The sequence below is a fragment of the Streptomyces spiroverticillatus genome, assembly GCA_014650415.1.
In the GTDB taxonomy this organism is placed as follows: Bacteria; Actinomycetota; Actinomycetes; order Streptomycetales; family Streptomycetaceae; genus Streptomyces; species Streptomyces spiroverticillatus.
In genome coordinates this window covers 201,312-223,789 of sequence record BMUX01000002.1, presented here as the reverse complement: position 1 = coordinate 223,789, position 22,478 = coordinate 201,312, and the positions used below count along the sequence as shown (strand labels likewise).

The 22,478-nt window shown below is 72.6% G+C and carries 18 protein-coding genes; 9 read left to right on the top strand and 9 right to left on the bottom strand.

Annotation, left to right across the window (positions count from 1 at the left end; genetic code table 11):
* The first annotated feature begins 52 nt into the window (after nucleotides 1-52).
* The 5 genes from IE269_RS05375 (at nucleotide 53) to IE269_RS05355 (ending at nucleotide 8,808) form a co-directional block, all read left to right on the top strand.
* Nucleotides 53-1,045, top strand: a complete 993-nt coding sequence (locus IE269_RS05375) for an acyltransferase domain-containing protein (RefSeq protein ID WP_438817572.1) — start codon at nucleotides 53-55, stop codon at nucleotides 1,043-1,045.
* A 62-nt stretch (nucleotides 1,046-1,107) separates the two neighbouring features.
* Nucleotides 1,108-2,031 carry a helix-turn-helix domain-containing protein gene (locus IE269_RS05370; RefSeq protein ID WP_189821577.1) on the top strand — a complete coding sequence of 308 codons (924 nt, stop codon included), beginning with the start codon at nucleotides 1,108-1,110 and terminating at the stop codon, nucleotides 2,029-2,031.
* A 35-nt stretch (nucleotides 2,032-2,066) separates the two neighbouring features.
* Nucleotides 2,067-3,455 (top strand): alpha/beta hydrolase, encoded by a 1,389-nt coding sequence (locus IE269_RS05365; protein WP_189821576.1) that lies wholly within the window; start codon nucleotides 2,067-2,069, stop codon nucleotides 3,453-3,455.
* A 170-nt stretch (nucleotides 3,456-3,625) separates the two neighbouring features.
* Nucleotides 3,626-6,616 carry a DEAD/DEAH box helicase gene (locus IE269_RS05360; RefSeq protein WP_189821575.1) on the top strand — a complete coding sequence of 997 codons (2,991 nt, stop codon included), beginning with the start codon at nucleotides 3,626-3,628 and terminating at the stop codon, nucleotides 6,614-6,616.
* A complete protein-coding gene (locus tag IE269_RS05355; RefSeq protein ID WP_189821574.1) occupies nucleotides 6,613-8,808 on the top strand; it encodes an SWIM zinc finger family protein in 2,196 nt (731 codons plus the stop codon). Before IE269_RS05360 ends, IE269_RS05355 begins: the two co-directional genes overlap by 4 nt.
* 79 nt (nucleotides 8,809-8,887) lie before the next feature.
* Here the strand turns inward: IE269_RS05355 and IE269_RS05350 are convergent, their stop codons facing one another.
* The 4 genes from IE269_RS05350 to IE269_RS05335 all read right to left on the bottom strand — a co-directional run bounded on the left by IE269_RS05350 (nucleotide 8,888) and on the right by IE269_RS05335 (nucleotide 12,978).
* A complete protein-coding gene (locus IE269_RS05350; protein WP_189821573.1) occupies nucleotides 8,888-10,942 on the bottom strand; it encodes a TerD family protein in 2,055 nt (684 codons plus the stop codon).
* Nucleotides 10,943-11,048: 106 nt separating this feature from the next.
* Nucleotides 11,049-11,723 (bottom strand): DUF2293 domain-containing protein, encoded by a 675-nt coding sequence (locus IE269_RS05345; protein WP_189821572.1) that lies wholly within the window; start codon nucleotides 11,721-11,723, stop codon nucleotides 11,049-11,051.
* A gap of 38 nt (nucleotides 11,724-11,761) precedes the next feature.
* Nucleotides 11,762-12,130: a MerR family transcriptional regulator gene (locus IE269_RS05340; protein ID WP_189822052.1), complete on the bottom strand. Its 369-nt coding sequence runs from the start codon at nucleotides 12,128-12,130 to the stop codon at nucleotides 11,762-11,764.
* Between the two features lie 71 nt (nucleotides 12,131-12,201).
* Nucleotides 12,202-12,978 carry an SDR family NAD(P)-dependent oxidoreductase gene (locus IE269_RS05335; protein WP_229897847.1) on the bottom strand — a complete coding sequence of 259 codons (777 nt, stop codon included), beginning with the start codon at nucleotides 12,976-12,978 and terminating at the stop codon, nucleotides 12,202-12,204.
* A 92-nt stretch (nucleotides 12,979-13,070) separates the two neighbouring features.
* On the opposite strand from IE269_RS05335, the gene IE269_RS05330 reads away from it, so the two are divergent.
* Nucleotides 13,071-13,721, top strand: a complete 651-nt coding sequence (locus IE269_RS05330) for a nucleoside/nucleotide kinase family protein (RefSeq protein ID WP_189821571.1) — start codon at nucleotides 13,071-13,073, stop codon at nucleotides 13,719-13,721.
* A gap of 26 nt (nucleotides 13,722-13,747) precedes the next feature.
* Here IE269_RS05330 and fdhA read toward each other — a convergent pair whose 3' ends face one another.
* Nucleotides 13,748-15,025 carry a formaldehyde dehydrogenase, glutathione-independent gene (gene fdhA / locus IE269_RS05325; RefSeq protein ID WP_189821570.1) on the bottom strand — a complete coding sequence of 426 codons (1,278 nt, stop codon included), beginning with the start codon at nucleotides 15,023-15,025 and terminating at the stop codon, nucleotides 13,748-13,750.
* A 221-nt stretch (nucleotides 15,026-15,246) separates the two neighbouring features.
* The gene (locus IE269_RS05320) at nucleotides 15,247-15,534 is read right to left on the bottom strand and encodes a GlsB/YeaQ/YmgE family stress response membrane protein (RefSeq protein WP_189821569.1); all 288 of its coding nucleotides are present in this window, start codon (nucleotides 15,532-15,534) and stop codon (nucleotides 15,247-15,249) included.
* A gap of 188 nt (nucleotides 15,535-15,722) precedes the next feature.
* On the opposite strand from IE269_RS05320, the gene IE269_RS05315 reads away from it, so the two are divergent.
* A complete protein-coding gene (locus tag IE269_RS05315) occupies nucleotides 15,723-16,085 on the top strand; it encodes a cupin domain-containing protein (protein WP_189821568.1) in 363 nt (120 codons plus the stop codon).
* A 65-nt stretch (nucleotides 16,086-16,150) separates the two neighbouring features.
* Here IE269_RS05315 and IE269_RS05310 read toward each other — a convergent pair whose 3' ends face one another.
* From IE269_RS05310 to IE269_RS05300, 3 genes are all read right to left on the bottom strand, one after another.
* Nucleotides 16,151-17,371 (bottom strand): MFS transporter, encoded by a 1,221-nt coding sequence (locus tag IE269_RS05310; RefSeq protein ID WP_229897883.1) that lies wholly within the window; start codon nucleotides 17,369-17,371, stop codon nucleotides 16,151-16,153.
* Between the two features lie 434 nt (nucleotides 17,372-17,805).
* The gene (locus IE269_RS05305; protein ID WP_189821567.1) at nucleotides 17,806-18,372 is read right to left on the bottom strand and encodes a methylated-DNA--[protein]-cysteine S-methyltransferase; all 567 of its coding nucleotides are present in this window, start codon (nucleotides 18,370-18,372) and stop codon (nucleotides 17,806-17,808) included.
* A 57-nt stretch (nucleotides 18,373-18,429) separates the two neighbouring features.
* A complete protein-coding gene (locus IE269_RS05300; RefSeq protein ID WP_189821566.1) occupies nucleotides 18,430-19,293 on the bottom strand; it encodes a glycerophosphodiester phosphodiesterase in 864 nt (287 codons plus the stop codon).
* Nucleotides 19,294-19,582: 289 nt separating this feature from the next.
* On the opposite strand from IE269_RS05300, the gene uvrB reads away from it, so the two are divergent.
* Together uvrB and IE269_RS05290 are read left to right on the top strand one after the other, a co-directional pair.
* Nucleotides 19,583-21,715 (top strand): excinuclease ABC subunit UvrB, encoded by a 2,133-nt coding sequence (uvrB, locus tag IE269_RS05295; RefSeq protein WP_189821565.1) that lies wholly within the window; start codon nucleotides 19,583-19,585, stop codon nucleotides 21,713-21,715.
* Between the two features lie 132 nt (nucleotides 21,716-21,847).
* Nucleotides 21,848-22,426: a TerD family protein gene (locus IE269_RS05290; protein WP_189821564.1), complete on the top strand. Its 579-nt coding sequence runs from the start codon at nucleotides 21,848-21,850 to the stop codon at nucleotides 22,424-22,426.
* Nucleotides 22,427-22,478 lie beyond the last annotated feature (52 nt).

Genomic DNA, 22,478 nt, shown 5'->3' with positions numbered 1-22,478 from the left:
TGCGGGTCATGGCGGGGATTCAGGCGGAGGCATCGAGCGGGAGGGGCGGGCTGTGACGGACGTACGGAAGTCGCTGCGGGAAGACGCGGAACTGGCGGACTGGCTGCGCGAGCTGGAGGCGCTGGAGGGGGTCGGGGCGGCAGTCGAACTGCCGGAGGCGGACGGGCTGCCCGAGGTGCTCCTGGACCTCACGGTGCCGCACGAGGACATCAACCCGCTGGTCGCCGTGCGGCGCACGACGACCGAGGACCCGGGGTGGCGCTGGCTCCTGGAACGCTGCGTCCAGGGGCTGGTGCGCGACATGGGCGTGCCGGGCCGGGGGGTGAAGCTCCCGGTGCTACCGGAGGCGTACGGGGCGGCGGGGCGGTACTTCGCGGTGAACGTCTTCGTCGCGATGCTCCCGCACGTACGCGCCCACCACCGCGCTCTGGGCATCCCGGACGAGGTGTCCCGGCGCACGCTGGCCGACCTCGGGCGCAACATGGCGGTGCACCGCAGGCGCTTCGGCGAGGGCGGGCTGTCCGTGCCGAACTGGATCCGGATGCACTTCCGCGGCGAGATCTTCCAGCTGGGCCGCCTGCAGTTCCAGCGGACCCACGTGCAGGCGTGGGCCGGCTCCTGCCTGGAGCTGGCGGGGCGGCCGGGCAGGGTCGGTGACGCCTGCCTGAGCATCCACATACCGGACTTCCTGGGCCCGCTCTCGCCGAGCGCGTGCGCGGCGTCCCTGGAATGGGCCCGTGCCTTCTTCCCCCGGTACTTCCCCGGTGAGCGGCACGACATCGCGATCTGCGAGTCCTGGCTGCTCGACCCGCAGTTGCGCGACCGGCTGCCCGAGGGATCGCGCATCCTGCGCTTCCAGGACCTGTTCGAGCGGATCGTCCAGGGGGAGGAGGAGTACGACGCGTGGACCGTCCGCTTCGTCTTCGGCGACCCCGATCTCCCCGTGTCCGGGCTGCCCCGGCGCACCTCGCTGGAGCGTGCGGTGGGGGACCACCTGCGTGCGGGCGGGCACTGGTACGCCGGTGTCGGCACGCTGGCCCTCTGACGGGAGGAGGCGTGGACAGGGTCTTCGGAGGGGATCGGGTGCCCGCCCGGTGGAGCGAGGTCGTGCGCGAACGCCGGGGTGCCGGGCAGACGTTGTTCTGCACGGACGCCCTCACGGTGACCGACATCCACTGCTGCGAGGACCGCACGGGGTTCGTGGGCCCGGGGCGCGAGGACATGTACGGCGTCGCACTGACCCGGGCCGGGGGATACCTGCGCAGGGTGAACGGCGAGGAGTTCTTCGTCGACGTCACCGGCGGCCATCTGCTGCGCCCGGGCGACGAGCACCACATCGCCCATCCCGCAGGATCGGGGGATCGTTCAACAATCCTCCAGATGGATGCGCGGTACTTCGCCGACCGGTTCGACCGCCGCCCCCGCGCACCCCACCTCTCCGGTGCTCGCGCCGTCGCCGTGGACGGTGCGACCGATCTCCGGCACCGGGCGTTCGTCGCAGCCGCCCGCAGGGGCGCGGACGTCTTCGAACTCACCGAGCGCACCCACGCGTTGCTCGACGGGGTCGCCGGTGCGGCCGGGCAGTGGACCGTGCGCGGCTCCTGCGGCCCGGCGACGGCCAAGGCGCACCGCAGACTCGCCGCCGATGCCTGCGCTGCCCTGACGGCCCACCCGGAGCACCTGCCCGCCCTCACCCTCGACGAGCTGGCCCGGACCGTGGGCGCCTCCCCGCACCACCTCAGCCGGGTCTTCCGCGCCGTCACCGGCAGCACCCTCACCGCCTACCGCAACCAGGTGCGGGTACGGGCCGTGCTGCACGCCCTGGCGGAGGGCGGACCGGGGCTGCGCGCACTCGCGGCGGCGTACGGGTTCGCCGACCAGGCGCATCTGACGCGGGTGGTGCGCCAGTACACCGGGGCCGTGCCCAGTTCCGTACGACAGGAGCTGGCGCCCGTACGGCGGACGCCCGCGCGACGCGCACCCATCGAGCACGAATCTTCAACGCCCGCGCCGCACCGCGGCCCAGGATGAGAGCGACCCCAACGACCTTCCGCCGGGAGTGACCCATGCCTGCTCTCACCCGTGTGTGCACGACGACCGCGGCCGCGGTCTTCGCCCTGGTCTCCTGCGTCGGCTCGGCACCCCCGCAGAGCGCACCACCGGGCAAGCCGGTGCTGACGAACTCGCACCCCTGTCCCGGTGCCGAGAAAGCCACCTGCTCGGAACTGGTGGTGCCCCTGGACCGCACCCGGCGCAAGGGCGTCCTGAAGCTGCAGGTCGCCGCGGCGGACAACGCGGACGCTCCCCGAGGGGTGCTGCTCTTCCTCACCGGAGGGCCGGGACAACCGGGCGTGGAGTACCTCAAGAAGGTGCGCGAGGGGCTGCCCCGGGCGGTCGCCGACTACCGCCTCGTCATGATCGACCAGCGGGGCACCGGAGGCACCGCCCTCGACTGCCCGCAGCTCCAGAAGGAGGTCGGCGGCAGCGACACCGTGCCGCCCACGCGCGCGGCCGTGCGCGCGTGCGCCGAGCGGCTGGGGGAGTCGCGCAACCACTTCACCACCGCCGACGCCGTCGCCGACCTCGACGACCTGCGCCGGGCGCTGGGCGTGCGGCGGTGGAGCCTGGACGGTGTCTCGTACGGGACCTTCACCGCGGGCCAGTACGCGCTGACGCACCCGGGGAACGTCACCCGGCTCGTCCTGGACTCCGTGGTACCCCTGGACGCGGCCGACGGCCTCTACACGGCGTCGCTGCGGCACGCGGCACAGGTGCTGCGCACCGCCTGCCGCGAACAGTCCTGCGGCTACGACCCGGCGGCCGACCTCGCGAAGGTCGTCCGCCGGGACGGCAACGGCGTCGGTGTGTTCAACCTGCTCGTCACCGCCAGCATCATCGACGCCCCGCTGAAGAACCCGCGCTACGGCATCCTCGGCGCACTCCACAAGTCGGCGGCGGGAGACACGGGGCAACTCGACGCACTGGTGAAGGGGTTCGCCGAGTCGGACGGATCGTCGCCGAAGGAGTTCAGCTCGGGCCTGCACGCCGCGACCCTGTGCGCGGACACGCCCTTCCCGTGGGGGAACGCGGCATCGCCGGAGGCCAGGCGGGCCGCCGCGCTGGACCGTGCCGTGCGCAAGCTGAGGGAACGGGACGTCTGGCCGTTCGAGGCGCGCACCGCCGCCGGACAGGGCATCGCGCAGACCTGCCTGCACTGGCCCGTGTCGCGCGCGCTCGACGCGGCGGACGGCTACCGGGCGCTCAAGGCCCCCGTCCTGCTCCTCCAGGGCGACCGCGACATCTCCACGCCGCTGCCCTGGGCCAGGGAGGTCACGTCCCGGCTGCCGCAGGCCGAACTCGTCGTCCTCAAGGGAGCGGGCCACTCGACGCAGCTGCGGGTGCACGAAGGTGCGGAGTCGGGGGCGAGGGCGGCGGAGAGCTTCCTGCTGAGGTAGCCGACGACGCTCTGCCGCCCGGGACCGGCCTCCCGCACGCCCCGTCCCCGTACACCGCGCCCCCTTCGCGCGACCCGCATTGTCAGACCCCACCCGTACACTCGCAGATCCACGAAGGAAACCTGCGCCGACCTGCGCAGACGCACAACCGGAGGGGAGGCGCGGCCACCATGGACACCTCGTACGCGCCGTCGCGGGCCGGTCGTGGGCCGGAGGGCTCCGACGGTCGTGGGCCAGGGGGCTCCGACGCGTCCGACGCGACGCGTCTTCCCGCCGGTACGGCCGCGCTCTACGTCCCCGCACCCCTGCCCCGCGACGCCCGCATCGCCCTGTGGGCCCCCGACGGGCCTCCGCCGCCCGGCGCCGAGGACACCCTCACCGTCGTCCGCCGCCAGGGCGCGGTCGTCCGTACGCGTACGGTCGCGGCCCGGCTCCTCCCGCTCGCCGACGCCCTGCCCCTGCTCGTCGCCGCCCGGCACGCCCCGGCCGCCCACCCCGCCGCCCGCTGCTGGGGCGCCGCCGCCCTGCACGCCCTGCACCTCGTCGCACGCGGGCTCCTGCTGCCCGGACTCACCCCGGGCGACCAGGACGCCTGGCGGGCCGGGCCGCCGGACGCATCCGACGTCGCCCAGCTGCGCGCGATCGCCGCCGCGCTCCCGCCCGAGGGGTACGCCTCCCCGCTTCCCGGCCGCACCCCGCTCCAGGTCCCCGAACCCGCCCACCTGGTGCGGTCCTTCGTGGACGCCGTCGCCGACGTACTGCCCCGGACCCCCGCCGCCGCCCTCGCCTTCGGGGACGCGTACGCCGCGTCCGAGGCCCAGCACCTGCCGCGGCTGCGCGAGTGGGCCGCCGAGGTCGCGGCCGGCGCGGACGCGGGGGTGCGGGTCTCGCTCCGGCTCGACCTGCCGGCGTACGGACTCTTCGACCCCCACGAGGAGGACGCCGAGGACGGCCGCCGGCCCCGGGCGCGCCGCGCGGGAGCCGCCGTCGTCCAGGTGCACAGCCTCGCCGACCCCACCCACCTGGTCGACGCCGCCGACCTCTGGTCCGGCGACGGCGGCGAGTCCTTCGGCCCCCGCGCCCGCGTCGACACGGTCCTCGCCCTGCGCCGCGCCGGACGCGTCTGGCCACCGCTCGCCCGCCTCCTGGAGCAGCCCGCACCCGACGTACTGCCGCTCTCCGACGAGGAGTTGTACGACCTCCTGGGTGCGGCGGCGCACCGCCTTGAGGCCGCCGGGGTCGCCGTCCACTGGCCCCGCGACCTGGCCCGTACGCTCACCGCCACGGCGGTGGTGCGCCCCGCACCCGGCTCGGCCACCGACGGCACACCGTTCTTCGACTCCGAGCACCTCTTCGCGTTCAGCTGGCAGTTGGCACTGGGCGGCGAGGACCTCACCGAGGCCGAGATGGACGCCCTGGTCGAGGAGCACCGCCCGGTGGTCCGGCTGCGCGACCAGTGGGTGGTGGTCGACCCCGCACTCGTACGCAAGGCACGCAAAAGGCAGTTGGGGCTGCTGGACCCGGCCGACGCGCTGGAGGTCGCCCTCACCGGCACCGCCGAGGTCGACGGGGAGCGGGTCGACGCGGTGCCGGTGGGGGCGCTGGCCACCCTCCGCGACCGGCTCGCGCGCGGCGGCGCCGACACCGTCCCCCAGCCGCCCGCCCTGAAGGCCACCCTGCGCGACTACCAGCTCCGCGGTCTGGCCTGGCTCGACCTCATGACCTCCCTCGGGCTCGGCGGCTGCCTCGCCGACGACATGGGCCTCGGCAAGACGATCACCGTGATCGCCCTCCACCTGCACCGGGCGGACGCCGCCCGCCCCACCCCGGGCACCCGCACCGCCCCCACCCTGGTGGTCTGCCCCGCCTCCCTCCTCGGCAACTGGCAGCGCGAGATCGAGCGCTTCGCCCCCGGCGTCCCCGTCCGCCGCTTCCACGGCACGACCCGCACGTTGGACGAGCCGCCCGCCGATGGCCTGTTCACGGCGGCCGGCACGCGCCCCGAAGACACCCCGCCCGACCCGCGCCCGTACGACGGCGGATTCGTCCTCACCACCTACGGCACCATGCGCACCAGCGCCGCCCAACTGGCCGAACACAGCTGGAACATGATCGTCGCCGACGAGGCCCAGCACCTGAAGAACGCACGCTCCTCCACCGCCAAGGCGCTGCGTACGATCCCCTCCCCGGCCCGTGTCGCCCTCACCGGCACCCCCGTCGAGAACAACCTCTCCGAGCTGTGGGCCCTCCTGGACTGGACGACCCCCGGCCTCCTCGGCCCCCTCACCTCCTTCCGCGCCCGGCACGCCCGCGCGGTCGAGGGCGGCGAGGACCCGGAGGCGGTCGAGCGCCTCTCACGCCTGGTCCGCCCCTTCCTCCTGCGCCGCAAGAAGTCCGACCCCGGCATCGCCCCCGAACTGCCGCCCAAGACCGAGACCGACCACCCCGTGTCCCTCTCCCGCGAGCAGGTCGCCCTCTACCAGGCGGCAGTGCACGAGACGATGGCCGTCATCGAGACCTCCGAGGGCATCGCCCGACGCGGCCTGATCATGAAGCTGCTGACCTCCCTCAAGCAGATCTGCAACCACCCCGCGCAGTACCTGAAGGAGGACCCGGCCCGCCTGGCCTCGGCCCGCTCCGGCAAGCTGGCCCTCCTCGACGAACTCCTCGACACGATCCTCGCCGAGGAGGACTCCGTCCTGATCTTCACCCAGTACGTGACCATGGCCCGCCTGCTCGCCCAGCACCTGGCCGCCCGCGCCGTCCCCGCCCAACTCCTGCACGGGGGAACGCCGGTGGCGCAGCGCGAGGAGATGGTCGACCGCTTCCAGTCCGGCGAGGTCCCCGTCTTCCTGCTCTCGCTGAAGGCGGCGGGCACCGGCCTCAACCTCACCCGCGCCGCCCACGTCGTGCACTTCGACCGCTGGTGGAACCCGGCGGTCGAGGAACAGGCCACCGACCGTGCCTACCGCATCGGCCAGACCCAGCCCGTCCAGGTCCACCGCCTCATCGCCGAGGGCACCGTCGAGGACCGGATCGCCGAACTCCTGGCCTCCAAGCGCTCGTTGGCGGACGCCATCCTGGGTTCCGGCGAGGCCGCCCTCACCGAGCTCACCGACCGCGAACTGGCCGACCTCGTCTCTCTGCGCAGGCCGTCATGACCCCACGCGACGCACACCCCGAGCTGACCGGCATCCACCGCCCGAAGGCCACCGATCCGGCCGACACCGAGCCCGTACGACCCGAATCGGAGCCTCAGCCTCCCGAGACGGCTGAAACCCGAAGCGCCGCCGCACAGGCCGCCCGGGAGGCCCTGCGCGCCGCGCGGGCAGGCAGGGGCACGACCCGGGAGGACACCCGACGCGCCGCCGAGCCCCCGGCAGCGGGCACGGACGCTACGCCGACCCCTGCCCGGGCCGCCCGCCGCGCCGTCCGGCATGCGACGTCCGGTGCGGCGGACTCCGCAGGAGAGGCCCTGCCGCAGGCAGGACGCGACAGCCGACCGCCCTCGCCGGACACGGAGACTGCGCGGGGCGAGGCACAGGTCGCGAGAGATGCGGCCCGCCGCACGGAAGGCCTCCCGGGGGAGACGGACCTCCGAGGGAAGAAGCCGACGGCCGCAGGACGCGACCCCCAGCCGATCTCGTCGGCCGCACCGGACAGCACCCGGAACGACGAACGGGCCGCGAGGCAGGCAGTCCAGGCCTGGTTGGCCGCCCCGGACGACGCCCGCACCGGAGCCGGAGCCGGAGCCGGACTCGGAGCCGGACCCGCACGGCTCGGCACCTGGCCCACCGAGCCCCCCTCCGTCGAGCCCGACCCTGCCGGACCCGCCTCCGTCGAGCCCGCTTTCACCGAGCCCGCCCCGGATGACCCCGAGCCCGTGCGGCGTGCCGCCCGTTCCACCTCGGCCGACCTCCAGGTCACCTGGCGCGCCGGCCGGCCCGCCCCGTCGGGGCCCCGCCCCGTGGGCCGCGGCACCCAGCCCACCCTCGCCGATGCGACCGACCTCCATCCCGCCCGGCGCGGCCCCCAGCAGCCCGCCCCGACCGGCACCGGACCGGGATCCGGCACCGGACGCAGCGCCGCCACCGGACCGGGATCCGCCACCGGCGGCTCCACCTCCGACCGCCGCCGCACCTTCCCGCCCGATCCCGAGGCGACCGGTCCCGCCGTCACCTGGTGGGGCAAGGCGTGGGTGGCCGCGCTGGAGGACCTCTCCCTCGACCCCGCCCGCCTCGCCCGCGGCCGCGCCTACGCCGACGCGGGTCACGTCGACACCATCACCGTCACGCCGGGCCGCGTCGTGGCGTACGTACGCGGCAGCCGCGCCCGCCCCTACCGTGCCGAACTGCGCCTGCGCACCCTCGCCCCGGAGGACTGGGACACGTTCCTGGACGCGGCCGCCGCCGACCCCGCCCACCTGGAGTCCCTCCTCGCCAAGACGGTTCCGCAGGCCCTCCTCGACCCGGAGTTCCCGCTCGCGGAGATCCCCCTCCTGCCCGCCACCGCGGGCGACCTCCTGCCCTCCTGCACCTGCCCGGACGCGGGCCGCCCCTGCAAGCATGCTGCGGCCCTCTGCTACCAGGTGGCCCGCATCGTCGACGAGGACCCCTTCGTCGTCTTCCTGCTCCGGGGCCGCGACGAACGCGAGGTCCTCGACGCCCTCGGCCACCGCAACGCCGCCCGCACCGCCACCGAGTCCCGCACACCTCCGGCGGTCCCCGCACTCCCCGCCCGCGAAGCCCTCGCCCGCCCCCTCGGCGAGCTGCCCCCGGCCTTCCCGGCACCCCCGCACCCGGGCACACCCCCCTCGTACCCGCCCTCCCACCTCCGCAGCGCCCCCGACCCGCTCACCCTGGACCACCTCGCCACCGACGCGGCCCACCGGGCACACGCCCTGCTCACCACCGGCACGGACCCGTTCGCCGTGCTCACCCCCTGGCAGGACGCGGTCCGGATCGCCGCCGCCCAGCCCGGTTCGGGCCTGACCGCGTCGACCCGCTCCCTCTACACCTCACTGACCCGCTCCCTCGGCCGTACTCCCACCGAACTGGCCAAGGCCGTGGCCGCCTGGCGGCAGGGCGGCCCCGAAGCCCTCGCCGTCCTGGACACCCCCTGGGACCCACCGGCCGGCCCCTTCGACCGGGCCCGCTCCACCCTGCTCGTCCTCGGCCTGAACTTCCGCCCCACCCGCAACCGCCTGACCGCCGGCCGCTTCCAGCTCCGCTACGGCCAGGACGACGCCCTCTGGTACGGCTACGCCTCCGAAACGGGCACCGACGACTGGTGGCCGGAGGGCCCACCGGGCCCGGACCCCGTCGACGTACTGAACCGCCTGCGCGGCACCTGACCCGGGCGCGAGCCAGCGGAGGCCGCCCCCGGAACCTTCGGGGACGGCCTCCGTGCCGTGCTCGTGCTCGACCAGAAGGTCAGCCTGCAGTGACTGTCGTTCTGCCGCGTGCCGCCGACGACCGCACCACCTGGGCCACGACGGCCAGATGGAAGTGTGCCACGGCGGCATCCACGGACCTGATGAACCCCGTCTCCGCGTTGCCCCGGGTGCTGCCCACGCTCTTGGAGAGCGACAGCCGGAACCCCGTGATGGGGACCGCCCCCTTCGGAAGAAGATCGCCCGGCTCCCTGCGCAGCTTCTCCATGGTTCCGCGAGGACCGGTCACTTCGCCTTCGAGGAGGGTCTGTACGTGGAGGTCCGCCGGCGCGCCTTCCAACTGCTTGACCAGACGCTTGGCCCAGCTCAGTGGGTACCCCTGTTCCGGAGCGGGAACGTCTACGGACGTACGGAGTCTCCCCATTCGCAGATCGGCGGTGAGCGACATGATGCCGACGGCTCCGTCGACCCGGATGTCCGCGTGCAGCCGCCCGTCCTCGCAGAAGCGGTCGGCGAGTTCGACCCGCCGGGACTGCGGGTCGGCCCCCCGCTTCGTCCGCTGGACGGGGATCACCTTCACACCGAGTTCTCCGCCGAGACGCAGACAGACCTGCCGGACCAGCCGCTCCCAGCTCTCCACCACACGTACGGTGCGAGGATCACCGGGGCAGAGGGTTTCCTCGTCGATGCCGTTGCGTACCGGAACCCAGGAAGGACCCATGTTCTGGAAGCCGTGGCATCCCGAGTTCTCGTGCTGGAGATAGTGGAGCAGCTCCTGGAGGAGCCAGGCGTGCGCTTCGTGCCGCACGCCTTCGTGCCGGATCAGCATCTGCGCCTGGTGCGCCACTTCGGCCCAGGAGAGGTGCCACAGGGTGACCTTGTTCTTCCGCCGACGGTCGATCTTGACGTCGACCAGCGGACTGCCTTCCAGGGCGACGTCGTTGGAGAGGGTGATGACGACTTCGTATCCGCGCCTGGCGGCGATGTCGACGTAGTCCTGGATCTGCTCGCTCTTCAGCGGATTGCCGTTGGTCTTGGTCTCGACCAGAGCGGTCCACAGCTTCCCCGCGCGTTCGATCCTGATGACGCCGTCCGGCCGCTTCGGGTTCTCCCCGTGCGGCAGCTGAACCTCCGTGAAGGTCTCCATGCGCCCCGCAGGTGCGCCGAACCCGGCCGTCAACCGGCGTCCGAACTCGGGCACTTGAGCCATCACTGACAGCAGGACGGAGGTGGCCCTCATCTCGCGTTCCCTGTCGCTCTTCAGCGACGACGCCGGAAACAGGCGGGAGGGGCGCCAGGTGTCGTGCTCTGCGAGCGACGCCTTGGCCACCTTGGGAAGCGTGACCTTCTTCTTGGCCGTACGTACGCGACGCGGTGCCGGTTCGGGGGCGGCGGCAGGCTCCGCGGAAGCCGGCGCGGAGGGCACCGCCACAGTCTCTGCGCGAGAGGCCGGAGCGGGTGTGTCCTTGCCCGGAGCCTGTGCGGGTACGGCGGGACGGAGCTGCGGTTGCGTGTCGTCCTGCTGTGCCGGGGACTCGTCCTGGCTCCCCTGGTCGTCGTCCTCGTCGACGTCGATGCCGTAGTCGGTGGCCAGCCCGGCGAGCCCGGTGTCGTACCCCTGTCCCACCGCGCGGAACTTCCACTCGTCGCCACGCCGGTACATCTCGCCGAAGACGAAGGCGCTTTCCGTGGTCGCGTCGGCGATGGCGAACCGGAGGATCTTCTCGCCGGTTCCGTCCGTGAGTTCGAGCTCCAGATTCTCCAACTCGCCGAAGGCCGCCCGGTGGTGTCGGCTGGCGGCGACCACCAACCTGACGACGTCGTCGGGCAAGGCCGGGAGGGAGACCTGAATCCGGTCCTCGGTGCCGTCGTCGGTCGGTGTCAGGCCGAGGAGTTGGACGCTTCCGTCGGGAGCGGTCTGGTGGTTGTAGAAGAAGAAGTCGTCGTTGCTCCGTACCTTGCCGTCCGCACTGAGCAGGAGCACGGACACGTCGGCGTCCCCCTCGCCGTTCGGGCTGCTCCAACGCAGGCCGATCGTGAAGGATTCAGGGTGTTCCGTCAGCGCGGACAGCGAGACGTTCGCGCCTTTGATCATTTCCTGCAAGAGATCCCCCCACGGGACGAAGAAGCCGGGGCGTGAACCGCGGCGTGTTTCAGGTGCGTTGAGACGCACGCTCCTCCCCAAGGAGCGTGCAGGGAGCCTAGCGTGCCCGGTCCGAGGCCGAAGGGTTCTCGCGCCACCCCGCCAGCACTCCCTCTATCGCCGCCCCCACCCGCCCCCGCGCCTCCTGTCTCGGCACCCCCGCCATCAGCAGTGCGTCGTACGGGGTGTCCACATGGCGTACCGAGGCGCGGACGGCGGCCGTCACGGCGGACTCGTCCAGGGTGCGGCCCGCCGCGCTGCGGCCCACCCGGCCGCTGCCCCGCTGGGAGGTGTGGGCGGCGACGGCGTGGGCGCGGTCGGGTGGGCAGGACGGGAAGAGGGCGAGGATCGCGACGGTGAAGGACGCCGTGAAGGTGAGGTCCTCGGCCGCGCGGCGGGCCGCGTCGCGGTCGCGGCGGCGGGCGCGGGCCTCGGCGTCGGCCAGGCACGCGGACTCGGCGCGAGCGAGGGCGGCCTCCTCGACCAGCAGGCCCTGGCGTTCGTAGCGCTTGCGGCGTTTGTGGTAGCGGACGACCACCGCCCACAGGGAACTGGCCTCCCGCGCCCGCCGGGTGAGGGCCGCGTTGCCGCGCGGGAGGAGGACGAGGTGGCCCAGGTCGGCGCAGTCCAGGCAGCGCGGCGCGTTGTACTCGAGGATGTGCAGAGGGAGCGGGCCCCGGCGGCAGTCCGCGCAGTGCCGTCGCTTGAGGGGTTCGACGACCACGAGGTTCATGGGAGGGGGATACCCCGCTTCGCCGTGCGGTCCCCTCGTCAGGCGGCGCCGCCCGCCGCCTCCGCCTCCTCCAGTGCCCTCGCCAGCCTGTCCCGTGCCTCCGTCTGTGCTGCGATCCGCGCGTTCAGCACGCTGAGCCGGTCCCGGGCGATCCGCAGCTTCGACTCCGAGGGGACGGCGGCCAGCACGTCGCCGTCCAGGCACGGGGCGAAGTCCTGTACGTCCTCCAAGGTCAGCCCCACGTCGAGGAGTTGGCGGATGTTGCGTACCCGTACGACGGAGCGCTCCGGGTCGTAGGTCCGGTAGCCGTTGGCCTCGCGGCGGGAGGTGAGCAGCCCGGACTGTTCGTAGTGCCGCAGGGCGCGTGTGCTCGTCCCCGTTGCCTGTGCCAGTTCTCCGATGCGCATGGTGTCCGCCCCCGTGTCGCCGCCCGGGGGACTTCGTATCACGTACGACTGTCATGTACGACGTCGAGCGCTCACGCCACCACCGCACCCCCGTCCACCGGCAGCACCACCCCCGTCACGAACGACGCCTCCGGTGCCGCCAGCCGAGTGATCGCCCAGGCGACCTCCTCGGGGCGGCCGATGCGGCCCAGCGGAGTGTGTGCCACCTGCCAGTTCCGTACGGCGTCCTGCTCGTCCGGCGAAAGGCCCCGGTGCTCGCCGATCGGGGTGTCGACCGCGCCCGGCGCGACGGCCACCACGCGGATGCCGCGCGGCGCGAGCTCCACCGCCCAGCTGCGGGTGAGGAGTTCGAGCGCGGTTTTCGAGGCTGCGTACACCGAGTTTCCCGGCCAGGCGCGCTGCCCGACCGAGGTGCTGATGTTCACGACGACGCCCGCGTGCTCGGCGAGCGCGGGCAGTGCGGCCTGCGTGAGGAGTACCGGGGCGATCAGGTTCGTCGCCAGCTGCGTCTCGATGCCGGTCCGGGTGCAGCTGCCGAGCGCCCCTTCGCCGACGATTCCGGCGTTGTTGACCAGGACGTCCAGGCGTCCGTACGTTGCGACCGCCTCCCGTACGAGGGCTTCGGCGGCACCGTCCTCCGTGATGTCGGCGGTCAACGGGGTGATGCGGGTGGGGTGTTGGGCTGCCGTTTCCGTCAGGGGCTCCGGTCTGCGGCCCACGGCGATCACCCGGGCGCCCTCCGCCGCGAAGGCGAGGGCGGTGGCCCGGCCGATGCCGGTGCCCGCTCCGGTGACGAGGACGACGCGCTGATGGGGAGAGGGGGTCATGGTGGTGAGAGAGGGGTTCATGGGGGTGAGGGTGCAACCCTGACGCCAGTGGCAAGGTCAAGCCGACCCCCTCCGGAGAGGCCGCCGTGCCCCGGACCGGCGATGATGGGCGCGTGCAGTTTCTACCGATCACCTGGGGTCGCCTCGCCGGACGGCTGGCCCGGCATCTCGACGGGCTGGAGCCCTCCGACGGCAGCTCCTGGCTGAAGGTCGGCATCGACGGTGCGCCCGCCGCGCGCACGGGGGAGCTGGCCGCACCGCTCGCCGAGGCCCTGCGCGACCGCGGACGCGTCGTGCACGAGGTCGACACGCACGGTTTCCTGCGGTCCGCCTCGCTGCGTTTCGAGTACGGCAAGCAGGACCCGGACACGTACTTCGACGGGTGGTTCGACACCGGGGCCCTGTGGCGCGAGGTCTTCGGGCCGCTGGAGGCCGGGGGGAACGGGCGTGTGCTGCCCGATCTGTGGGACCCGGTCGCCGACCGTGCGACGCGCAGCCCGTACGTACAACTCCCGCCCGGCGGCGTGCTGTTGGTGCACGGGCCGCTGCTGCTCGGCCGGTGGTTCCCGTTCGACCTGGCGGTGCACGTGCGGCTGTCGCCGGGGGCGCTGGAGCGGCGTACCGCCGAGAGCGAGCGGTGGACGCTGCCCGCCTTCGTACGGTACGAGGCCGAGACCGCCCCCTCGGAGGCCGCCGACGTGGTCGTACGGGCCGACGACGCCCGGCATCCGGCGTGGACCGGGCTGCCGGGCGACGGGGAGTAGCCCGCGTCGCCCGGCAGCCCCCGGGGTCACACCGGCCGGACGCCGTTCAGTGCGCCGTGCGGGTCCAGGACGTACTTGCGGCTCGCGCCCTGGTCGAACTCGGCGTAGCCGCGCGGGGCTTCGTCGAGGGGGATCACCGTCGCGTTGACCGCCATCGCGATCTGGACGCGCTCGTGCAGGATCGCCATCGACAGGGCCCGGTGGTACTGCATGACCGGGCACTGACCGGTGGTGAAGCTGTGGCTCTTCGCCCAGCCCAGCCCCAGGCGCACCTTGAGCGTGCCGGTGCGGGCGTCCTGGTCGATGCCGCCGGGGTCGTCGGTGACGTACAGGCCGGGAATGCCGAGCGCGCCGCCGGCGCGGGTGAGCGTCATCAGGGAGTTGAGGACGGTGGCCGGGGCCTCCTCGGCGTCCGGGCGGCCGTGCGCGCGGGCCTCGAAGCCGACCGCGTCGACGGCCGCGTCCACCTCGGGCTCGCCCAGGATCTCGGCGATCTGGTCCTCGACCCGGCCCCGGGTGAGGTCGACGGTCTCGCAGCCGAAGCTCCGTGCCTGGGTGAGGCGTTCGGCGTTCAGGTCGCCGACGATGACCACGGCCGCGCCCAGGAGCTGGGCGGACGCGGCTGCTGCCAGTCCGACGGGGCCCGCCCCGGCGACGTACACCGTGGAACCGACGCCCGCACCCGCCGAGACCGCGCCGTGGAAGCCGGTCGGGAAGATGTCGGAGAGCATCGCCAGGTCGAGCAGCTTCTCGCGGGCCGCGTCGCGGTCGGGGAAGGGGAGCAGGTTGAAGTCGGCGTACGGGACCATCACGTACTGGGCCTGGCCGCCCACCCAGCCGCCCATGTCGACATAGCCGTAAGCGGCCCCGGGGCGGGCCGGGTTGACGTTGAGACAGATGCCGGTCTTGCGTTCCTTGCAGTTGCGGCAGCGGCCGCAGGCGATGTTGAAGGGGACCGAGACGACGTCGCCGTTCTGGATGAACTCGACGTCGGGGCCGCGCTCGACCACCTCGCCGGTGATCTCGTGGCCGAGGACCAGGCCCTCGGGGGCGGTGGTGCGGCCGCGCACCATGTGCTGGTCGCTGCCGCAGATGTTGGTGGCGAGGACCTTCAGGATCACCCCGTGGCGGCAGGTGCGGCCGACGTTGTCGGGGGCGACGCCGGGGCCGTCGCGCAGTTCCAGCGCCGGGTAGTCGATGGTCGTCACTTCGACGGCGCCGGGCTTGAGGTACGCGACCGCCTTGTTGCCCGTGGTGCCTGTGCCCGTGCCCGTCGTGCCCGTGCTCGTGGTGCCTGTGCTCATGGTGCACCCGCCCCTTCGACTCGTGTCGCGGAGTGTCGCAACCTCCGTGCGGCGGAGGGTTGCGAGGACCGTTCGCTGTGCGCGCTGTGGAGTCTGCACCCGCGCGGCGGGATCCGGCCAGACTCCGGGCACAACGGGGCGAAGAGGCGGGCGGGGGTTCCGGTTGGGGCCCGTTGGACCGGGCCCCGGTCGCAGCGTCGGCCACCTGTGGCGACCTGCGTCTACCTGTGGCTGCGGCCCCGGCCGCGGTTGCCGGACTTGGCGCTCGCGAGGGCCGCGACGCCGACCGCCGCCAGACCGATCTGGATGAGCCACTCGATCCAGTCGATGCCCTTGGTGTCGTTCACACCGAGCGCCTTGGCGATGGCCGCGCCCGCCAGGGCCGCCAGGATGCCGACGAGGATGGTCCACAGGATGCCGATCTTCTGGCGGCCCGGGACCACGAGCCTGCCGAGGATGCCGATGATGAGGCCGATCACGATCGCGCTGATGATGCCCGAAATCTCCATGGCAGCAGCTCCCTGGCTGTAGCGCACACAGTAAGGCCGGTGCCTTACCTGAAGGTTGGTGTCATACCTGTGCCCGGAGTGCGCCGGAGCACGCGCCACCGTTCATCACGGTTTCCCCACCCTTGCTTCGACGGCTGCTGCGGGCCTGGTCGCAGTGGTGCGCGGCGGCACCGCTAAGGTGACCGGCCATGACGACTATTGATCAACTTCCCGCCTCTTTCTCCGTGCACATTCCGGACGCCGAGCTGGAGCCCGAGCCGCTCGACCCCGAGCAGATCGTCTCCGGAACTCCCGAGGTCACCGGCAAGGTGCTGTGGGAGTCCCCGGACGGCCAGCAGCTGCGGGGCATCTGGCAGATCACGCCGGGCGTGGTGACCGACACCGAGGCCAACGAGCTGTTCGTCGTGGTCAGCGGTCGCGCCACCGTCGCGGTGGAGGGCGGCGCGACCCTGGAGATCGGCCCGGGCGACGCGTGCGTGCTGCGCGAGGGCGACCGCACGACGTGGACGGTCCACGAGACGCTGCGCAAGGCCTACCACATCAGCCTCTAGCGGCCCTCGCGTCTAGGGACCCTCCTGGGTCGTTACGTGTACGGGCTCACGCCTTGTGTACGGGCTCACGCCTTGTCCGTACGCGCCGCGAACAGCGCCAGCACCGCCATCGGCACCAGCAGCAGGGCGCTGGCCGCGTTCAGCCAGCCGTAGCCCGCCTGCGCGACGATCAGCCCGGCGGCCGCCCCGCCGACGGCCGCCGCGGAGCTCATCGTGAGGTCGGAGAGGCCCTGCACGGCGGCCCGGGCGGGCTGCGGCACGGAGTCCGTCAGCAGCGCGGAGCCCGAGACGAGCCCGGCCGACCAGCCGAGGCCCAGCACGAAGAGTCCGGCGGCGGTCTGCCCGTGGCTGCCGCCGGAGGTGCCCGCGAGCAGGGCGGCGAGCGAGAGCAGCCCGGCCGCGAGCCCGATCACGGACAGCCGCCCGAGCCGGTCCGCGAGCCACCCCATGACCGGCGAGAACGCGTACATCCCCGCGATGTGGCCGCTGATCACCAGGCCCACCAGCTCCAGCCCGGCGCCGTGGTGGCCCAGGTGCACCGGCGTCATCGTCATGATCGACACCATCGCGGTGTGCGAGACGGCGACCGTCACCAGGGCGAGCCGGGCCCTCGGCGAGGCCTTCACGGCGGCGATGCCCGCCTTCAGCGAGCGGCTCGCGGCCGAGTGGTCCTCCTGCGGGGACAGCGCCCGCGCGGTCAGCAGCGGGTCGGGGCGCATCAGCACGGTGACGATGATCCCGGTGATCAGGAAGATCCCGGCGGCCCACACGAACGGCGCCGCCGTCACCGGCAGCGACGTACCGGCGAAGGTGCGTCCGGCCGGGGCCGCGAGGTTCGGGCCGAGCACCGCGCCGATGGTGGTCGCCCAGACCACCGTCGAGATCGCCCGGCCGCGCCGCTCGGGGGCGGCCAGGTCGGCGGCCGCGAACCGGGCCTGGAGGTTCGCCAGCGAGGCCGCGCCGAACCCGGCCATGCCGAGCAGCAGCAGAGGGAAGCTCCCCAGCAGGGCGGCGAGCACCACGACCGCCGCGCCGAGCGCCCCGATCAGATAGGCCAGCGCGAGCCCGGGACGCCGTCCGCGCGCCGTCATCAGGGCGGCCAGCGGCACCGACAGCAGGGCCGTGCCGACCACGGAGGCGGTCGGGGCCAGCCCGGCGAAGGCTTCGCTTCCCGCGATCTCGGTGGCCAGGACGGGAGCGAGGGTGATGCCGAAGGGGACGCCGAGACCGCCCAGGATCTGGCTGGTGACCAGGACGGCGGTGGTCCGCCGCTGGAGCGCGGGCAGCTCGGCCTCGGTGACGGGGGGAGGACCCGCCGGTGGGGCGGCCGGGGCCGGTGCCGTCGGCGTGCTGTCCGCGGCCGGGCTTCCGGCGACCAGGCCTCCGGCGGCCGGGTCGGTGTCGCCGGGGCCCGGTGTGTCCGAGGCCGCGTCCGAGGCCGCCGCGGCCGGAGGGCGTCCCCCGGGGCCTTCCGGGTGGTCGTTCCTGTCCGTGGTGCTCACTTCGTACACGCCTCTCCGCAGGGGCCGACGAGGTCGCGGGCCGAGGAGGCGGCGGTCACGGAAAGGGGGCCGAATATGTATGTGTACTTGTCAAAGGATGTCGTCACCGCCGCAGTGTGACAGCCCACACCCCCCAGGGCACCAGATAATCCCGCCCACCGCAGCAGGTGGAGGACCCGGGCCCCGGACCCCGCGAACAGCCCCTCGGAACACCTCCCTCAGAACAGTGGCTCCGGCAGCACCCCCTCCAACGCCAGCAGCACCCGCTTCGTCTCCAGGCCGCCCCCGAACCCGCCGAGCCCGCCGCCGCTCTCCACCACCCGGTGGCACGGCACCACCACCGGCAGCGGATTGGACCCCATCGCCGCGCCGACCGCCTGCGCCGCCCCGGGCTGGCCCACCCGGCCCGCCAGGTCCCCGTACCCGACGACCGACCCGTACGGCACGCCGTCGTTCAGCTCGCGCAGCACCTGGCGGTTGAACCCCGTGGTCAGCGACCAGTCCAGGGGCAGGTCGAAGCGGTGCAGCGTGCCCGCGAAGTAGGCGGCGAACTGGCGCACCGGCTCGGCCAGCCGGCTCGACGCGGGTATCGGCTCCGCCACCTCGGCCAACTCGGCGCCCAGCCGCGCCGCCAGCAGCTCCAGGGACTTCGCCCGGACCTTCTCGTCCGCGTGGAAGACCACACTCACCAGCCCGACATCCGTCGCGGCCAGCAGGAGCGGACCGATGTCACTGGCGACCACGGTCCACTCCACACAACTCGCCGAAGGCGTTTCGCTGTTCACGCCCCCACGGTACGACCGGGCACTGACAACGAGCCCCGCCCGCAAGGAAACCGCAGGTCAGCCCTGCATCGCGGCCCGCACCACGTCCGGCTTGTTGCTGATGACCCCGTCCACCCCGAAGCCCTTGACCTTCTTCGCGTTCGCCGCGTCGTCCACGGTCCAGGTGTTCACCCGCAGCCGCTGCCCGTGCGCGCCCTTCAGCCGGTGCACGGCCGCCACGTACTCCTTGCTGAGCGTGGTGTGCTGCGGGTTGATCTGGTCGGTGTACGCCGCGTACGTGCGCAGATCGGCCACCTTGGGCGTGCCCAGGAGCCCGGTGATCAGCCCCTTGTGCTGGGCGTGCACGGACCGGACGCTCGCCGCGTCGAAGCTCTGCACCACCAGCCGCGACCGCACGTGCGCCGCATCCAGCCACCCCTGTGCGCGCAGCACCTTGAGGATGTCCTTCTCGATGCCGGGGTACAGCCCCGGGTTCTTGACCTCCATCAGCAGCTTCTGCTTGTTGTGGTCCACCCGCTGGAGGTACTGCTTGAGCGTCGGCACGCGCGCGCCCGCGTACGCGGGGCCGAACCAACTGCCCGCGTCCAGCCTGCGGATCTCCGCCGCCGTGAAGTCCTTGATCTTCCACGGGGCGCGCTTCGGGAACACCTGCTCGACATTGGTCGTCCGCGCCAGGCTGTCGTCGTGGACGATCACCAGCTCGCCGTCCTTGGTGCGCTGGACGTCGTTCTCCACCCAGTCGACGCCGAGCCGGCGCGCCTTGTCGACGGCGGCCAGGGTGTTCTCCGGCGCGTACCCCGAGGCGCCCCGGTGGGCGATCACCAGGGGAGTGGCGGCGGCGGGGGCGACCGGGGGCTGCAGGGCGCCCGCGGTCCCGCCGGCGAGAGCGGTCAGGGTCGCGGTGACAGCGAGGGTGAGCATGGATCTCTCCTTGCGCGAGAAGACGACTCGGGCGACCGAGCGTGACAGCTGCGCGCCAACGGGGAACAGGTGCGGAATGGCCACGCGGTGAACGATGTGACACGTGCGTTCATCACGCCTTGTGACAGATCCGGTACGCATCCGCACCGTCCGCGACCGGGCCGCCGCGGCTTCCCGCCCGCCTGGCGCCCCGTCCACCCGCCTGCCCGTCCCCGCCCGCCCGGCCTTCCACCCGCCCCCGAAGGCCGATCACCACGTGAGTGTCAGTGGTGGGTCGTACGGTGGTTGCATGCGGCCCGTTTCCAAGATCGAACGTACGGTGGCGCCTTTCGAGGTCGTCAGTCCCTACCAGCCCAGCGGTGACCAGCCGGCGGCCATCGCCGAGCTGGAGAAGCGCATTCGCGCAGGTGAGAAGGATGTCGTCCTGCTGGGTGCCACCGGCACCGGCAAGTCGGCGACGACCGCCTGGATGATCGAGAAGCTCCAGCGCCCCACGCTCGTCATGGCGCCCAACAAGACCCTCGCCGCCCAGTTGGCGAACGAGTTCCGCGAGCTGCTGCCCAACAACGCCGTCGAGTACTTCGTCTCGTACTACGACTACTACCAGCCCGAGGCGTACGTCCCGCAGTCGGACACCTACATCGAGAAGGACTCCTCGATCAACGAGGAGGTCGAGCGGCTGCGCCACTCCGCGACGAACTCGCTGCTCACCCGCCGCGACGTCGTCGTGGTCGCCTCCGTCTCCTGCATCTACGGCCTCGGCACGCCGCAGGAGTACGTGGACCGCATGGTCTCCCTCAAGGTCGGCGACGAGATCGACCGCGACGCCCTGCTGCGCCGCTTCGTCGACATCCAGTACACGCGCAACGACATGGCCTTCCAGCGGGGCACCTTCCGGGTGCGCGGCGACACCATCGAGATCTTCCCGGTGTACGAGGAACTGGCCGTCCGCATCGAGATGTTCGGCGACGAGATCGAGGCCCTGTCCACGCTGCACCCGCTCACCGGCGAGGTCATCAGCGAGGACCAGAGCCTGTACGTCTTCCCCGCCAGCCACTACGTCGCCGGCCCCGAGCGCATGGAAAAGGCGATCAACGGCATCGAGAAGGAGCTCGCCGAGCGCCTCGGGGAGCTGGAGAAGCAGGGCAAGATGCTGGAGGCCCAGCGTCTGCGCATGCGCACCACGTACGACCTGGAGATGCTCCGCCAGATCGGCAGCTGCTCCGGCATCGAGAACTACTCGATGCACTTCGACGACCGCGCCCCCGGCACCGCCCCGCACACCCTCCTCGACTACTTCCCCGAGGACTTCCTGCTGGTCCTCGACGAGTCGCACGTCACGGTCCCGCAGATCGGCGCCATGTACGAGGGCGACGCCTCCCGCAAGCGCACCCTGGTCGACCACGGCTTCCGGCTGCCGTCGGCGCTGGACAACCGCCCGCTGAAGTGGGAGGAGTTCCAGAAGCGCATCGGCCAGACCGTCTACCTGTCGGCCACCCCGGGCACGTACGAACTCTCGCGCGGCGACGGCTTCGTGGAGCAGATCATCCGCCCCACCGGACTCGTCGACCCGGAGGTCGTCGTCAAGTCCACCGAGGGCCAGATCGACGACCTGGTGCACGAGATCAGGAAGCGCACCGAGAAGGACGAGCGCGTCCTGGTCACCACGCTCACCAAGAAGATGGCCGAGGACCTCACCGACTACTTCCTCGAACTGGGCATCCAGGTCCGGTACTTGCACAGCGACGTCGACACGCTGCGCCGCATCGAGCTGCTGCGCGAGCTGCGGGCCGGCGAGTACGACGTGCTGGTCGGCATCAACCTGCTGCGCGAGGGCCTCGACCTGCCCGAGGTCTCCCTGGTGGCGATCCTCGACGCCGACAAGGAGGGCTTCCTGCGCTCCGGCACCTCCCTGATCCAGACCATCGGCCGCGCGGCGCGCAACGTCTCCGGCCAGGTGCACATGTACGCGGACCGGATCACCCCGGCGATGGCCAAGGCGATCGACGAGACCAACCGCCGCCGCGAGAAGCAGGTCGCGTACAACAAGGAGCACGGGATCGACCCGCAGCCGCTCCGCAAGAAGATCAACGACATCGTCGCGACCATCGCCCGCGAGGAGGTCGACACCGAGGAGCTGCTCGGCACCGACTACCGCAAGCCCAAGGCGGGCAAGGACGCCAAGGCCCCGGTCCCGGCGCTGGGCGGCAAGGCCGCGAAGGCGGCGAAGGGCAAGAAGGGTGCCACCGAGGTCCTCACCGACCGCCCGGCCGCCGAACTGGCCCAGCAGATCGAGGACATGACCGCCCGGATGCGCGCCGCCGCCGCGGAGCTCCAGTTCGAGGTGGCCGCCCGGCTGCGCGACGAGGTCGGCGAACTCAAGAAGGAACTGCGCATGATGAGGGAGGCGGGACAGGCGTGAGCGCGGCGCCCGGTGGAGTGTTGCAGGAACGACACAAAACGCACCGGAGTTGCGACCGCGTCCGGCGGACTGCGTAGGGTGCTGACAACCGCACACACGGGCGGTGACGGGGTTTGTGGAGAGGGGTAGCGCGTGACGGTCAACATGACCAAGGGCCAGGCCATCAGCCTGCAGAAGAGCGACGGGGGAACCCTGACCGCGGTGCGGATGGGGCTCGGCTGGCAGGCGGCTCCGCGCCGCGGTCTGTTCGGCTCGCGCACCCGTGAGGTCGACCTCGACGCGTCGGCGGTCCTCTTCGCGGACAAGCAGCCGGTGGACGTGGTCTTCTTCCGCCACCTGGTCAGCGACGACGGCTCCGTCAAGCACACCGGCGACAACCTGGTCGGCGGCGCGGGCCAGGGCGGCGACGACGAGGCGATCCTCGTGGACCTCCAGCGGGTCCCCGTGCACATCGACCAGATCGTCTTCACGGTGAACTCCTTCACCGGCCAGACCTTCCAGGAAGTGCAGAACGCGTTCTGCCGCATCGTCGACGAGACCAACGGCCAGGAGCTGGCCCGCTACACCCTCGACGGCGGCGGCCAGTACACCGCCCAGATCATGGCCAAGGTAAGCCGCGCGGGCGCCGGCTGGCAGATGACCGCCCTCGGCAACCCGGCCAACGGGCGCACCTTCCAGGACCTGATGCCGTCGATCCTGCCGCACCTGTAGGCACGCACCTCTAGGCACAGGATCCACAGCAGTACCGCAGCTCCCGGAGGCA

Excerpts from the sequence above, each read along its gene's own strand:
- IE269_RS05355 (WP_189821574.1), top strand. The coding sequence starts at position 6,613 with ATGACCCCACGCGACGCACACCCCGAGCTGACCGGCATCCACCGCCCG.
- IE269_RS05340 (WP_189822052.1), bottom strand. The coding sequence starts at position 12,130 with ATGCGCATCGGAGAACTGGCACAGGCAACGGGGACGAGCACACGCGCC.
- IE269_RS05335 (WP_229897847.1), bottom strand. The coding sequence starts at position 12,978 with ATGAACCCCTCTCTCACCACCATGACCCCCTCTCCCCATCAGCGCGTC.
- IE269_RS05350 (WP_189821573.1), bottom strand. The coding sequence starts at position 10,942 with ATGATCAAAGGCGCGAACGTCTCGCTGTCCGCGCTGACGGAACACCCT.
- uvrB (WP_189821565.1), top strand. The coding sequence starts at position 19,583 with ATGCGGCCCGTTTCCAAGATCGAACGTACGGTGGCGCCTTTCGAGGTC.
- IE269_RS05320 (WP_189821569.1), bottom strand. The coding sequence starts at position 15,534 with ATGGAGATTTCGGGCATCATCAGCGCGATCGTGATCGGCCTCATCATC.
- IE269_RS05360 (WP_189821575.1), top strand. The coding sequence starts at position 3,626 with ATGGACACCTCGTACGCGCCGTCGCGGGCCGGTCGTGGGCCGGAGGGC.
- IE269_RS05345 (WP_189821572.1), bottom strand. The coding sequence starts at position 11,723 with ATGAACCTCGTGGTCGTCGAACCCCTCAAGCGACGGCACTGCGCGGAC.
- fdhA (WP_189821570.1), bottom strand. The coding sequence starts at position 15,025 with ATGAGCACAGGCACCACGAGCACGGGCACGACGGGCACGGGCACAGGC.
- IE269_RS05315 (WP_189821568.1), top strand. The coding sequence starts at position 15,723 with ATGACGACTATTGATCAACTTCCCGCCTCTTTCTCCGTGCACATTCCG.
- IE269_RS05365 (WP_189821576.1), top strand. The coding sequence starts at position 2,067 with ATGCCTGCTCTCACCCGTGTGTGCACGACGACCGCGGCCGCGGTCTTC.
- IE269_RS05300 (WP_189821566.1), bottom strand. The coding sequence starts at position 19,293 with ATGCTCACCCTCGCTGTCACCGCGACCCTGACCGCTCTCGCCGGCGGG.